Below are 13,130 nucleotides of genomic sequence, written 5' to 3'. Positions count from 1 at the left end.
AGCCTTGATCGTTTTGAAGAAGGTTTCCACCGCTGCGTTGTCGTAGCAATTTCCAGTGCCACTCATTGATGCCTGGAACCCATGCTGGCGCAGGATTTTCTGGTAGTCGTGAGAGCAGTATTGGCTGCCGCGATCGGTATGGTGAATGCAGCCCTTCGGTGGCCGTCGCAGCGCAATCGCCATGTTCAGTGCCCGGATCGCCAGATCGCGTTTCATTCGATTGCTGACAGCCCAGCCAATGACGCGCCGGGAATGCAGGTCAAGGATGACAGCCAGATAGAGCCAGCCTTCGCGGGTCCACACATAGCTGATGTCGCCCGCCCATTTCTGATTGGGCGCATCTGCGTGGAAGTCCCGGTTCAACAGATTGGGCGCGATGTTGAAGGCATCGTTGCTGTCCGTCGTCGCCTTGAACTTCCTGTTCCGCTTCACCTCAATGCCATTCTCGCTCATTAGCCTGCCGATACGGCGGTGCCCGACTTCAAGGCCCAATTCCTTCAGTTCCTCTGTCTGAACCGCGCCGGGTTTGCCGGAGACTTGAAACCTGAGAAGGATGAGAGTCATGGAAAAGAGCAAGATGGCCAACCGCTATTCACCGGAGGTCCGCGCCCGTGCGGTGCGGATGGTGCTGGAACACCAGAGTTCCTATGAAACGCAGGGCGCCGCGATAGCGGCGATTGCACCGAAGATCGGCTGTATTCCGCAGACGCTTGCAGTCTGGCTGAGGAAGGCCGCGAAGGACGCCGGTGCTGCGGGTGGCACGACCAGCGACGAGCGCGATCGGATCAAGCTGCTTGAACGCGAGAACCGTGAGTTGCGTCAGGCGAATGAGATCCTCCGCAAAGCATCAGCTTATTTCGCTCAGGCGGAGCTCGACCGCCCGTTGAAGCGATGATCGGGTTTATTGACGATCATCGTGCCGTTTATGGGGTCGAGCCGATCTGCCGGGTTCTGCCGATCGCCCCATCGACGTATTATGCGCACCTGGCCATCCGTGCCGATCCGTCCAAGGCGTCGGCGCGACAACAAAGGGATGCAGCGTTGCGTCCCGAGATTCAGCGGGTCTGGGACGCTAACTTCAAAGTCTACGGCGTGCGCAAAGCCTGGCACCAGCTCAGACGGGAAGGCTTCGATGTCGCCCGTTGCACGGTAGCGCGGCTGATGACCCAGATCGGGCTACGTGGGGCCGTGCGTGGCAAGGTCATCAAGACCACGCAAAGCGATACAGCGGCACCATGTCCACAAGACAAGGTGAACCGCCAGTTCCGGGCACCGGCACCGAACATGCTGTGGGTGAGCGACTTCACCTACGTCTCGACCTGGACCGGCTTCGTTTACGTGGCCTTCGTGATCGACACATTCGCCAATCACATCGTTGGCTGGCGGGTATCAGGGTCAGCCAAGACGGACTTCGTTCTGGATGCGCTGGAGCAGGCGCTCTACAAACGACGCCCCGATGGTGACGGCAGCCTGGTGCATCACAGCGATCGCGGGTCCCAATACGTCTCCATCCGCTACACTGAACGCTTGGCCGACGCTGGCATCGAGCCCTCAGTCGGCAGCGTTGGCGACAGCTACGACAACGCCTTGGCCGAGACGATCAATGGTCTCTACAAGACTGAGGTCATTCGCCGTCGCGGTCCGTGGAAAAACCTCGAGGCCGTTGAGATGGCGACCCTCGAATGGGTCGATTGGTTCAACAACCGCCGGCTGCTTGAACCCATCGGGAACATCCCGCCTGTAGAGGCAGAAGCCAACTACTATGCGCAGCGTGCCGCGCTCGATATGGTCGCATAAAGTGAAGCTATTGGTCTCCGGCAAACCCGGCGCGGTTCAGTCATGCGTGGTCGACCATAGCTACCCAAAGACAGGGCGAACTGCTCGCGAATGTGCGCGAGGACCACCATGTCTTTCCGTTGGCTCTGGCTGAGCGGACGATTGCGGTAGGCGCGATATCCCCGTGGGCTGACATCCATGATCTGGCACAGCCGCTCGACAGGGAGCATTTCCGCGTTCTTTGCAATGAAAGCAAACCTCATTTGCTTCGCTCCGCAAAGAACTGGGTGGCCTTTTTTAACACCTCTCTCTCCTCCCGAAGCATGCGGTTCTCTTTGCGCAGCTCCGCAACCTCGCGCTCGAGATCAGATTGGGCAGAAGGCTTCTCTGGATTGCGCCGATCCTGCTGGATCCAACGGCTCAGTGTCGAGAAGCCAACGCCAAAATCTGCAGCGACCTGCTTGCGCGGCAGCCCGCTGGTTAACGCTACCCGCACTGCTTCTGCGCGAAATTCCGGGGTGGGGTTCGATACCATGATGTCTCTCCTTTGTGGCAAAATACCAAGTCAAAGGAGCGGAACAATTCCGTGACAGGTCCAATCTTCTGCGATCTCGCGCCGTGTCCGGCCGCTTGTCAGCGCAAGTCTAACCGCTTCCCGCCGAAACTCCGGCGTCGGTCTGTTTCCGTTTCCCATAGAACACCTCCTGGTTCCTCAGTTGGTGCTCTCCACTTTTTCCGGGCAAGTCCAGGCCCCCTCACGTCCAAGACTGGCGGCTTCCGCAGCCTGCGCTGCCCGTCGCGATCCAAACGTAACTTCATGTCCGGCGTGGTAGAGACGCACGCCGATAGCGCGCCCCATGTTTCCTGCTCCAATGATTCCGATCTTCATGTTTCTTGTCCTTTCAAGTCCTGGATCTGGTGAGCGCGTGTCCATCCTCGGCCCAACGGGCTTCAGTTGAGGAGGAGGCCACCATCGACCGGCAGGACGACGCCGGTGATGTATGGGTTCGTCATCAGACTGACGGCGGCCGCTGCGATGTGCTCGGGCTCGCCAGTGCGCGCCACGGGCAGGTCCTTCTCCATCCACGCCGCGAGGTTCTTGCGCTCTTCGTCTTTCCAGACATTGGTGAGCACGACGCCCGGCGCGATGATGTTCACCCGTTTGGGCGCCAGCTCTCGCGCGAGCGTTCGACCCGTTTGCATGATCGCCGCCTGCACGCCGTTCATGACCGATAGACCGGCCTCCGGACCCGTCGGAGAAATCCCTGCAACCGATGAGAGCATGGTCAGCGATCCATTCTTTGTCATGCGCGGCGCGATCGCTTGCGCGACATGGACGTGACCCCAGAACTTGTCGAAAGACGCGCGCATCTTGTCCTCCTCCAGTTCGAGGAATGCGCCGCGCTTCTTGTTCTCATCGGCGACGGCCGAGACAAGCACGTGATCGACATTCCGGACGTTCTTGAAGGCGTCCCGCACCGATTGCGGATCGAGGTAATCAATCGGCAGGACGGCAGCGCGCGAGGGATCGGTCAGCTCATCGCGGACCTTCTCAAGGCTCTCGCGCGTCCGGCTCGCGAGAAGAACCTTTGCGCCAAGCTCACTAGCCAGGCGGCTTGTGGCGGCGCCTATTCCGGAAGACGCGCCAACGACGAGCACCGTCTTTCCTTCAAGAGTGAACGGGTTGGTGGCGTTGGCACTCATTGGTCTTCTCCTAACAGAGTATCTTTTTCGACGATCGGCTTGTTGCTCAGCTCCGCGAGCAAGCCGCGCACGCTCAACTCGACCATGTTCGGTTGGCCGCCCGGAACTGTGTGGTCGGGATAGGCCGCGAAAAGCGCAGCGCGGACCTGCTCGACAATCGTCTCCTCATCGAGCCCTGCAGCGATGGCAGCAGCGACCCGCGCGCGGGCGTCAAGCGTGTAAGCTTCGTGGTCCGCGAGCAAGCGTTGCGCAGGCCCCGGATCGCCATGACCAGGGTGAATTGTCACTGCGTCGGGAAACAACACGCGCAGCGTATCGACCGTCGTGAGGATCGCGTCGGAGCGCTCCTCGTAGAAGAGGCCGTGCATCCGATTCAGAACGGTGTCACCCGTATAGAGATCGCCGGTCGAAGGCAGATAGAAGGCGGTTGCGCTCGTGGCCTCACTTGCGCCGAGTTCGCGCGTGATGATCGTCACGCCGTCAATACTCAGCGTCTCGTTTGGTTCGATGATCCGGTTGGGAACGATAAACTCGTCAGGCGCGGCTTCCGGCGCGAGGTCGCGCACCACCTGATGGTAGCCGTAGTGGTCCACTTCGATGACACGGGCGGTCTCGGCAGAAGCGTAGATGTTGGCGTCCGGCCACTCAGCACGGAACTGCTCCAGCCCCGTGTAGTGATCGGGATGTCCGTGGGTCACGAAGATCGCGATGACCGGTTTACCAAGCGTTTTCACAGACGCCAGCGCTTCGGCGGCGTGCTGGGTGTCTCGCTGGGTATCGATGACGATGACGCCATTCGGGGTCTCAATACAATGCGTGTTGACCGAGCCGTGACCCTCATAAGTGTAACGACCGACGGAGATAGTCTGTATTTCCTCGACGACCGGCTCGGCCGTTTGCGCGATGGACGGCGAAGCGCCGAAAGGCGCGCCGCCGAGCGCGAGCGCCAAGGCAAGGGCAGAGGTCAGTGATGCCAATTTTGTGCGATGTGTCATGGGATCGTCCTTTCTGACCAAAACTTGACGCCTCAGAGCTCATCATTCAAATTGATATACATGAACGGTGAATTCAGTGAGATTGAGTTACGCAAGCTGGACTTGAACTTGTTGCTCGTCTTCTCGGCCATCATGCGGGAGCGTTCGGTCGGTAAGGCGGCGGATCGTCTGTTTCTCGGGCCGTCGGCGGCGTCCATGGCCCTTTCGCGCTTACGAACCGCAGTAGGCGATCAGCTGTTCGTCAAAACCGCTGAGGGTATGGAGCCGACAAGCCGTGCACTAGCGCTGTGGGAAGGGCTGGCGCCGGCGCTGGCGTCGATCGAGACATCCATTCGCGCGGTCCGGGCCTTCGACCCGACCACCGCAGAGCGATCAGTCAGGTTTGCCGCGCCGGACGACCTCGATATCGCCCTTCTGCCGCGCCTGATGGAACGCCTTCAAAAGGAGGCGCCGGGCGTTCGCATGATCGTTCGCGCCGCTGATTATCGAACACTTCCTGCACGGCTTGATGAGGGCGACGCCGATCTGGCTCTATCGGCTACACCCAATGCGCTTGATAAACGGCATTGCCATCGACATCTTTATGAGGAACCGTTCGCCGCGCTCTACTGTCCGAAGCAACTTGGCGTCACCGGCGATCTTAACCTACAGACCTTCGTGGCGATCCCGCATCTGTTCCGATCCTTGAGCGGCGACTTTCACGGTCAGATCGACGATGCGTTGGCGAAGATCGGCGAGACGCGGCGCGTGTCGATGGCGCTATCGAACTTTTCCGCAAGCCCATTCCTGCTCAAATCGAGTCCGTGCCTCATCAATATGCCGGCTGTCGCCGCTCGTTACTTCGCCGAAGCCTTCGAGCTCGAAGCGAGTGCGCTACCCATCCGTATCGAGACATTCCCCGTCTCGATCATATGGCACGCCCGCTCGGACGAAGACCCTTTTCACGTCTGGTTTCGCGAGCTTGTCGCGGCAACTTGCTTGGATCTTTCGGTGGAAACCGGGCTGTTTCATGCCAAAGTCTGAGTGCAGCATTCTCGCGTAAGCACCAAGTAAGCACACTTGCACGATAGACGAAAAATTCTAAGGTGCTGATTTTATTTAAGAAAATGGCGCACCCGACAGGATTCGAACCTGTGGCCTTCGCCTTCGGAGGGCGACGCTCTATCCAGCTGAGCTACGGGTGCATACCGTTCGCGAGATGCTTACGCCATGCTTACGCGAGATTTTCGGCCTCTTGAAGAGCGAACCCGATATCCGCTCAAGCCGTTGTTTAGTCACTTCTTTATTCCAGCACCTTTCGCCATCGCCAGACTTGACATCCGCCTTCGGAGGGCAGCGCTCTATCCAGCTGAGCTACAGGTGCCTGAGGGCGATATAGACGGCCCGGCGGGGCGCTGCAATGGCAAATGCCGGATCAGCGCCTCAGCCAAAGAGCTCATGCGCGAGTTCCAGCGCCTCGATCAGCACATCGACCTCTTCGCGGGTGTTGTAGACCCCGAAAGACGCGCGGCAGGTGGCGGTGAGGCCAAGGTGATCCATCAGCGGCCCGGTGCAGTGCTGGCCCGCCCGCACCGCGACGCCCTTCTTGTCGAGGATTGTCGAGATGTCATGCGCATGGGCGGCACCATCCAGCGTGAAGGAAAAGATCGCCGCCTTGTCGGGTGTCGTGCCCTGCACCTGCAGCCAGTTCAACCCGTCAAGCCGCTGACGGGCATAGGCGGTGAGGTCCTTTTCATGGGCGGCGATATTCTCCATCCCCAGGTCCATCATATAGTCCAGCGCCACGCCCAGACCGATGGTCTGGACGATGCCGGGCGTGCCGGCCTCGAACTTCATCGGCGGATCGTTCCAGATCACCTCGTCCTTGTGGACCTCCTTGATCATGTCGCCGCCACCGATGAAGGGCATCATCTCGTCCATCCGGTCGCGGCGGATGTAGATCGCCCCCGACCCCGACGGCCCATATAGCTTGTGTCCGGTGATGGCGTAGAAGTCGCAGCCGATATCGGCCACATCCACAGGCATATGCACAGCCGCCTGGCTGCCGTCGACCAGCACGGGCACGCCGCGGTCGCGGGCGGCGGCGCAGATCGTCTTGACGTCAACGACGGTGCCCAGGACATTGGAAAGATGGGTGATCGCGATCAGGCGCGTCTTTGGCCTGATCGCGTCGACGACCTTTTGCGGATCAAGGTATCCGGTGCTGTCCACATCGACCCAGACCAGTTTCACCCCCAGCCGTTCGCGCAGGAAATGCCAGGGCACGATGTTGGCGTGATGCTCCATCACCGACAGGATGATCTCGTCCCCCGCCTGCATCCGCGGCATCGCCCAGCCGTAAGCCACCAGGTTGATGCCCAGCGTCGTACCGGTGTTGAGCACGATCTCTTCCTCGTCCGGCGCGCCGAGGAATCGCGCGACAGTGCCGCGCACGCCTTCGTATTTCTCGGTTGCGAGGTTCGACAGGTAGTGCAGGCCGCGATGGACGTTGGCGTATTCCTCGGCATAGCCGCGGGTCACGGCATCGATCACCACCTGCGGTTTCTGCGCCGAGGCGCCGTTGTCGAGATAGACCAGCGGTTTGCCGTTCACCTCTCGCCCGAGGATCGGAAAGTCGCGGCGGATGTCGTGCACGTCAAACATTGGTCGTCAGTCCCATGGTCGTGGCCCCGATGAGGGTCAGAAAGAAAGAAAGCCCCAGCGCCATGCCGGTCACCCCCAAGAGCAGCACCAGCGCCGCCTTGAAAAGGCTGTCAAAGCCGTGCGCCTCGTCAAGAAAATTCGTGAGGATCCAGACCCCCAGCACCGATGCCGCGACGACCACAAGACCGGCCAGCCCCGGGTCGATGGTCATCAGCACCATCACCGCCAGTTGCACCAGCATGCGCACGGCCTGCAACCAGATCAGCAAAAGGCCGACCCCTTCGATGCGGCCGACCCCGCCCAGTGACCGCCCGGTCCAAGTCAGCGCGATGGCTGTCACCCCCAGCGTGCCGCCCAGCGTGAGCATGAAGATCACCGGATTGCTCAGCAGTGGCACCAGCGCGTCGGACGGCGGCGAGATTTGCGCCGTCGCCAGAAAGATCATGGTGTTGAGCACAACGACCAGGGCAAAGGCCAGCAGTAGCGCCTCGTGCCCCAGCCGAAGCGACAGCAAGAGGCGCGCAACCTCGCGCGGGGCCACGAGCGTCTGCCAGGCCAGGCGCAGAAATCCCCCCAGTGTCACGCTGTCACCGCGCTTTCCGCGACCCGCAGGCTGGCCAGCCAGAACCACATGAACACGCCGAACCACACCGCGCCCACCAGCGTCAGCGCCGGGCCGGGCCCGACAAAGCCCGCCACCAGCCCGTTGAGCAGGATGAGCGGCGCCGAGGCCAGAAGGCTCCAGAACAGTGCCAGGCGTGCGCCGTACCAATCGCCCTGCCCGCCGACCAGTCGCGCCAGCAGATGCGAGAGCGCGGCCAGCAGGTAAAGGCCCAGCGGCGCGATGAAGAGCCAGCCGAAAAGCGCCCCGGCCAGCAGCGCGTTCAGCTCGATCTCTTCCAGATGCGCGCGGCGCGACAACACCGGCCATTGCGCGATAAAGACCAGCAGGCACGCGCCCATCAGCACCGCAAGCGCGCGGTCCTCGCGCCTGCCCGCTGACAGAAGGCGGCGCATGACCGCCCCCGGCCCCCGGTAGGTGGCCGCGATATCGCGCGTGACCGGCAAGGGCTCAGGCGCTCCGCCGCAAGAGCCAGGCCTCGATCCGGCCGACGATTTCCTCAGCCAGGGTTTCGTCCTCGATCTCCCCGACCGCTTCGGCGAGGAACGCCAGCGTCAGCAGATTGGTCGCATCGCGATGCGCCACCCCGCGCGACCGGAGGTAGAACAGCGCCTCTTCGTCGATCGCGCCCGAGGTCGAGCCATGCGAACAGGCCACATCGTCGGCGTAGATCTCAAGTTCGGGCTTGGCGAGGAACTGGCTGTCGCCGTCCAGCAGCAGGCTCTGGCTGATCTGGTAACCGTCGGTCTTCTGGGCCCCGGCCTTCACCAGGATCTTGCCCTGGAAGACGCCGGTGGCGCCGTTGCGCAGCACCTTCTTGAACACTTGGCGGCTTTCACAATTCACCGCGTCATGGGTGATGAACACCGTGTCGTCGTGGTGAAAATCACCGTCCCCGACGCAGGCGCCCGCCACGTGGGCTATGGCGTCGTCGCCGGTCAGTTCGATGATGCATTCATTGCGGGTCAAGACGCCGTTCGCGGTGAGCGTGAAGCTTTTGAACGCCGACTCTGCGCCAAGCCGGGCAAAGATATGCGTGGCGGCGCGGCGTTCGTGGTCGCGGCCTTGCGCCCGGACGTGATGGAACCGGGCGGTGTCTGCCACGTCGACTTCCATCACCTTGTTGAAGCGTGCGGCGGCCGGTCCGTTTTCCAGGATCGTCACCTCAGCACCCGCGTCGACCTTGATCACGTGATGCAGGATCGCGTCAGAAACCTCTGATTTATGATGATAAATCAGGTTGATCGGCTTCGACGGCGTGCCCGAGACATGCAGCAGGATACCGTCCGTCGCAAAGGCGGTGTTGAGCGCCGCCAGCGGGCGTTGCACCGGGGACTGGCCGTTGGTTTCCAACGCGCCGTAGAGATCCTTGGCCCAGTGGATGTCCGATGCGCTTTCGGCCAGACGTTCGATGCTGACACCCTCAAGCGCCAGATCATCGGATGCCTCTGGGTCGAACACACCGTCGACGAAAACGATCTTGAGCCGGTCTATTTCGCCGAAGATCGGGGATTCGTCGGCGTCGAACACCGCCGCCTGCGGCGCGTCGGCCTGGGTCAGGCCCGACGGGTTGGTGAATTTCCAGTATTCATCCCGCCGCCCCGGCAAGCCCATGCTTTGGACCCTGGCCAGCGCGTCGCGGCGCGCGGCCTCGGCCCAGCCGCCGGTCGGCAGGTCGAGCGCGGCCAGCCGCGCTTCGGTTTCGGTCTGTTTCGCCTGCGGCAATGCCATTACGCGACCTCCCCCAGGATATCGCCGTAACCGTTGTGTTCGACCTCGAGCGCCAGTTCCGGCCCGCCAGTCTTAACGATGCGACCGTCCGACATGATGTGCACGACATCGGGTTTGATGTGATCGAGCAGACGCTGATAGTGCGTGATCACCAGGAACCCGCGCCCTTCGCTGCGCAGCGCGTTGACGCCATCGGCCACCAGCTTCATCGCGTCCACATCCAGGCCCGAGTCGGTCTCGTCCAGGATACACATCTTCGGCTCGAGCATGGCCATCTGCAGGATTTCGTTGCGCTTTTTCTCACCGCCCGAGAAACCGACGTTGACCGGACGCTTGAGCATATCGGCATCGATCTTGAGCTCCTTGGCGCGCTCGCGGATCACCTTGAGGAATTCGGTCGAGGACATTTCCTCTTCGCCGCGCGCCTTGCGCTGCGCGTTCACCGCCGTGCGGAGAAAGGTCATGTTGCCGACGCCGGGGATTTCCACCGGGTACTGGAACGCCAGAAACAGGCCCGCAGCCGCACGCTCTTCGGGGTCCATGTCCAGGATATCCTCGCCCAGCAGCGTCGCCTCGCCTTCGGTGACCTCATAGCCATCGCGGCCCGAGAGCACGTAGGACAGCGTCGATTTGCCGGACCCGTTGGGCCCCATGATCGCGTGCACCTTGCCAGCCTCGACCGTGAGGTCCACGCCCTTGAGGATCTGCTTGTCCTCTTCTTCAAGTTTCACGTGCAGGTTCTTGATCTCAAGCATGTTTTCTTCCTTTGTCCTGTCGTCCGGGGGCCTCAGGGCCGCACCGTCAATTGCATGATCCGCAGCAGCCGCGCGGGTGGAATGGGCTGCGGGGTGATGTCGAACCGCGCCATCCGGCCGGTCAATTCGGGGGTGCCGAGGAACTCCTCGACATGGTGATAGTGCTGCCGGTTAGCATAGTCGTCGAACAGCAGCGTCATGGGCCGTTCGGCCAGAAAACACGCCGCCAGTGCGCAACCTTCGCGAAACCGGCCGTCGACCAGCACGACGTCGGGATGGCGAAACTCGGGCAGGCCCCAGACCTGCAGCGGATAGCGTGGATAGCGGCGCCATTCGCGGTCGTTCACGGGGCGACCCCATTCCCCTGTCTCGCCCACATCGGACCAGATCACGTCAACCTCGGTCCCGTCCACGGGGGGATGCGCTGCCAGCCAGGCGCGCATCATCTGCGCCCAGTCCTTATCGGATTCGACCGCAAAAACGGTCTTGCCCGGCATTTCGGATGCCAGAACCGTCGACCCGCCGGTGCCGTATTCCAGAATGACGTCCGCCCGCGCATAGTGGTCGCGCAACAGCGCGGCCTCGGGCGCGGGCATCGTCAGCTCCGGCCGCTGGAGGGTCGTCTGCGTCATCAGCTCAGCACCACCGCCGTGCCCGAACACGACACCATCAGCATCGAATCCCCGACAACCTCGTAATCGATGTCGACGCCGACAACCGCGTTGGCGCCAATGGCCGCGGCCCGGTCTTCCAACTCGCGCATCGCGGTGTCGCGGGCATCCTGCAGCTTGGATTCGTAGGCGCCCGACCGGCCGCCGATGATATCGGTGATCCCGGCAAAGAAATCGCGCACGACATTGGCGCCCATGATCGCCTCGCCCACGACGATGCCTTTGTAGGCGGTGATCCGGTGGCCTTCGACGGTGTTGGTGGTGGTCAGGATCATCTTCACATCCCCATGTAAGTGACGAGCATCATGACAGAAAGTCCCAGCAGACCGGCCAGAAGCGAGGTCAGGAAAACCGATCCTTTCAGCAGTCCTTCGGTCTTGCCGCCGCGCTTGCGGATGCTGAGCCCGATGAGCGAGCCCAGAAAAACCCCGATGCCGGCTCCGGCGGATTTGACCAGCAGATAAGACAACATCACTTGCGCCTTCCGGTGACGATCTGGGCAAAGCAATTGCCCAGAAACCCCGAGATGAAAGAGATGCCGATGACCGTTGCCAGCCCCTTCATCCCCACAATGAAATCCACGGCCAGTGCGAAACCAGCGCAGAAAACCCCTGTCAGCAGGGCCGGAAGAAGCAGCAGTTTGCCCATGACATCCCCCGTCGCGTGGCGCGCTAGCCCACCGATCCTTCAAGGCTGATCGCGACCAGCGCCTGCGCTTCCATGGCGAACTCCATCGGCAACGCCTGCAGCACTTCCTTGGCGAAACCGTTGACGATCAGCGCCACCGCCTCTTCCTCGTCCATGCCGCGCTGGCGGCAATAGAACATCTGGTCGTCGTCCACCTTGGACGTCGTCGCCTCATGCTCAACGCGCGAGGAATTGTTCTTGACCTCGATATACGGCACCGTATGCGCCCCGCATTTGTCCCCGATCAGCAGGCTGTCGCACTGGGTATAGTTGCGGCTGTCCTTGGCCTTGGGGTGCATCGACACGAGGCCCCGATAGGTGTTCTGCGCCACGCCTGCGCTGATCCCCTTGGACACGATGCGCGACTTGGTGCGCTTGCCCAGGTGGATCATCTTGGTGCCGGTGTCGGCCTGCTGGTGGTTGTTGGTGATGGCGATCGAGTAAAACTCGCCTTGGCTGTCGTCGCCGCGCAGGATGCAGCTTGGGTATTTCCAGGTCACGGCAGAGCCGGTTTCCACCTGCGTCCACATCACCTTGGCCCGGTCGCCCCGGCAATCCGCGCGCTTGGTAACGAAGTTGTAGATGCCACCCTTGCCATCCTCGTCGCCCGGATACCAGTTCTGCACCGTTGAATATTTCACCTCGGCATCTTCCTCGACAACGATCTCGACCACTGCGGCGTGAAGCTGGCTGGTGTCGCGCTGCGGCGCGGTGCAGCCCTCGAGGTAGCTGACGTACGACCCCTTGTCAGCGATGATCAGAGTGCGCTCGAACTGGCCGGTGTTTTCGGCATTGATGCGGAAATAGGTCGACAGCTCCATCGGGCAGCGCACCCCCGGCGGAATGTAGACGAAAGACCCGTCGGAAAAGACCGCCGAATTGAGCGTCGCATAGAAATTGTCCTGCACCGGCACGACCGAGCCGAGGTATTTCTTGACCAGTTCCGGATGCTCGCGGATCGCCTCGGAGATCGAGCAGAAGATCACCCCGGCCTTTTGCAGCTCTTTCTGGAAGGTCGTGCCGACCGAGACGGAATCGAACACCGCATCAACGGCCACTTTCCGCTCTTCCTTGCCTTCGGCGGGCGTCTCGCCCGCACCTTCGACCCCGGCCAGCACCATCTGCTCTTTCAGCGGGATGCCCAGCTTCTTGTAGGTCTCCAGCAGCTTGGGATCCACATCGTCCAGCGATTTGGGCTTTTCCGCCATGCTCTTGGGGCGGGCGTAGTAATACTGATCCTGAAAGTCGATCTCGGGGTAGTCGACCATCGCCCAGTCGGGCTCTTTCATCTGCAACCAGCGCTCGTAGGCCGCCAGCCGCCAGTCGGTCATCCACTGCGGCTCTTCGTTCTTTTCCGAGATCAGGCGCACGATTTCCGGCGTCAGCCCCTTGGGGGCATAGTCCATCTCGATCTCGGTGTTCCAACCATACTTGTACTTGCCGCCGACCTGCTGGACCTTGTCCACGGTGTCCTGATCGACACCTTCCTTGACGGTCGGCCCGTCCTTCAGTTCCGGGTTGTCCAAAGCAGCCATGTCAGCCCCCT

Annotated in this window: 16 protein-coding genes, 1 tRNA gene, 1 pseudogene and 1 other annotated feature; of the genes and pseudogenes, 2 read left to right on the top strand and 16 right to left on the bottom strand. The window is 61.6% G+C overall.

The window, feature by feature from the left end; genetic code table 11:
• Positions 1-510: pseudogene (locus ACOXXX_RS08695) on the bottom strand (IS3 family transposase); the annotation flags it as partial.
• A 52-nt stretch (positions 511-562) separates the two neighbouring features.
• Between ACOXXX_RS08695 and ACOXXX_RS08690 the strand changes: the two are divergent.
• Positions 563-1,797, top strand: a protein-coding gene (locus ACOXXX_RS08690; RefSeq protein WP_422826166.1) for an IS3 family transposase whose coding sequence is annotated in 2 segments (ribosomal slippage) — positions 563-860 and positions 860-1,797 — 1,236 coding nt in all. Because the reading frame shifts where the segments join, the coding sequence is not laid out codon by codon here.
• Positions 850-966, top strand: a sequence feature (AL1L pseudoknot). Its footprint overlaps the gene before it by 117 nt.
• A 238-nt stretch (positions 1,798-2,035) precedes the next feature.
• On the opposite strand, the gene ACOXXX_RS08685 is transcribed toward ACOXXX_RS08690, so the two are convergent.
• From ACOXXX_RS08685 to ACOXXX_RS08670, 4 genes are all read right to left on the bottom strand, one after another.
• Positions 2,036-2,311, bottom strand: coding sequence for a transposase (locus tag ACOXXX_RS08685; RefSeq protein ID WP_422826165.1), 276 nt, complete (start codon positions 2,309-2,311; stop codon positions 2,036-2,038).
• 177 nt (positions 2,312-2,488) lie between these two features.
• The gene (locus ACOXXX_RS08680) at positions 2,489-2,665 is read right to left on the bottom strand and encodes an NAD(P)-binding domain-containing protein (protein ID WP_422826164.1); all 177 of its coding nucleotides are present in this window, start codon (positions 2,663-2,665) and stop codon (positions 2,489-2,491) included.
• A gap of 62 nt (positions 2,666-2,727) precedes the next feature.
• Positions 2,728-3,480 (bottom strand): SDR family oxidoreductase, encoded by a 753-nt coding sequence (locus ACOXXX_RS08675; RefSeq protein WP_422826163.1) that lies wholly within the window; start codon positions 3,478-3,480, stop codon positions 2,728-2,730.
• Positions 3,477-4,475, bottom strand: coding sequence for an MBL fold metallo-hydrolase (locus ACOXXX_RS08670; RefSeq protein WP_422826162.1), 999 nt, complete (start codon positions 4,473-4,475; stop codon positions 3,477-3,479). Before ACOXXX_RS08670 ends, ACOXXX_RS08675 begins: the two co-directional genes overlap by 4 nt.
• A gap of 60 nt (positions 4,476-4,535) precedes the next feature.
• Here ACOXXX_RS08670 and ACOXXX_RS08665 point away from each other — a divergent pair, with 60 nt between their 5' ends.
• On the top strand, positions 4,536-5,498 hold the full coding sequence (locus ACOXXX_RS08665; protein WP_422826161.1) for a LysR family transcriptional regulator: 963 nt from the start codon (positions 4,536-4,538) through the stop codon (positions 5,496-5,498).
• 84 nt (positions 5,499-5,582) lie between these two features.
• On the opposite strand, the gene ACOXXX_RS08660 is transcribed toward ACOXXX_RS08665, so the two are convergent.
• From ACOXXX_RS08660 to sufB, 11 genes are all read right to left on the bottom strand, one after another.
• A tRNA-Arg gene (locus ACOXXX_RS08660) sits at positions 5,583-5,659 on the bottom strand.
• 238 nt (positions 5,660-5,897) lie between these two features.
• Entirely contained in the window at positions 5,898-7,118 is a 1,221-nt protein-coding gene (locus ACOXXX_RS08655) for a cysteine desulfurase (RefSeq protein ID WP_422826160.1), read from the bottom strand.
• Positions 7,111-7,701: a YIP1 family protein gene (locus ACOXXX_RS08650; protein WP_422826159.1), complete on the bottom strand. Its 591-nt coding sequence runs from the start codon at positions 7,699-7,701 to the stop codon at positions 7,111-7,113. The genes ACOXXX_RS08655 and ACOXXX_RS08650 overlap by 8 nt, the downstream gene beginning before the upstream one ends.
• Positions 7,698-8,186, bottom strand: coding sequence for a YIP1 family protein (locus ACOXXX_RS08645; RefSeq protein WP_422826158.1), 489 nt, complete (start codon positions 8,184-8,186; stop codon positions 7,698-7,700). Before ACOXXX_RS08645 ends, ACOXXX_RS08650 begins: the two co-directional genes overlap by 4 nt.
• Before the next feature lie 4 nt (positions 8,187-8,190).
• A complete protein-coding gene (locus tag ACOXXX_RS08640; RefSeq protein ID WP_422826157.1) occupies positions 8,191-9,471 on the bottom strand; it encodes a SufB/SufD family protein in 1,281 nt (426 codons plus the stop codon).
• Positions 9,471-10,226 carry a Fe-S cluster assembly ATPase SufC gene (gene sufC, locus ACOXXX_RS08635; RefSeq protein ID WP_422826156.1) on the bottom strand — a complete coding sequence of 252 codons (756 nt, stop codon included), beginning with the start codon at positions 10,224-10,226 and terminating at the stop codon, positions 9,471-9,473. Before sufC ends, ACOXXX_RS08640 begins: the two co-directional genes overlap by 1 nt.
• A gap of 32 nt (positions 10,227-10,258) precedes the next feature.
• A complete protein-coding gene (locus ACOXXX_RS08630; RefSeq protein WP_422826155.1) occupies positions 10,259-10,858 on the bottom strand; it encodes a hypothetical protein in 600 nt (199 codons plus the stop codon).
• On the bottom strand, positions 10,858-11,172 hold the full coding sequence (locus tag ACOXXX_RS08625; RefSeq protein WP_422826154.1) for a heavy metal-binding domain-containing protein: 315 nt from the start codon (positions 11,170-11,172) through the stop codon (positions 10,858-10,860). The genes ACOXXX_RS08630 and ACOXXX_RS08625 overlap by 1 nt, the downstream gene beginning before the upstream one ends.
• Before the next feature lie 2 nt (positions 11,173-11,174).
• Positions 11,175-11,369 carry a hypothetical protein gene (locus tag ACOXXX_RS08620; protein WP_422826153.1) on the bottom strand — a complete coding sequence of 65 codons (195 nt, stop codon included), beginning with the start codon at positions 11,367-11,369 and terminating at the stop codon, positions 11,175-11,177.
• Positions 11,369-11,545 carry a hypothetical protein gene (locus ACOXXX_RS08615; RefSeq protein WP_422826152.1) on the bottom strand — a complete coding sequence of 59 codons (177 nt, stop codon included), beginning with the start codon at positions 11,543-11,545 and terminating at the stop codon, positions 11,369-11,371. Before ACOXXX_RS08615 ends, ACOXXX_RS08620 begins: the two co-directional genes overlap by 1 nt.
• 23 nt (positions 11,546-11,568) lie before the next feature.
• The gene (sufB, locus tag ACOXXX_RS08610) at positions 11,569-13,119 is read right to left on the bottom strand and encodes a Fe-S cluster assembly protein SufB (protein WP_422826151.1); all 1,551 of its coding nucleotides are present in this window, start codon (positions 13,117-13,119) and stop codon (positions 11,569-11,571) included.
• Positions 13,120-13,130: the final 11 nt, after the last annotated feature.

This window comes from Thalassococcus sp. BH17M4-6 (assembly GCF_049323015.1).
Taxonomy (GTDB): Bacteria; Pseudomonadota; Alphaproteobacteria; order Rhodobacterales; family Rhodobacteraceae; genus Puniceibacterium.
Note: the sequence above shows the minus strand (reverse complement) of the source record. Positions and strands in the feature narration are given on the sequence as shown.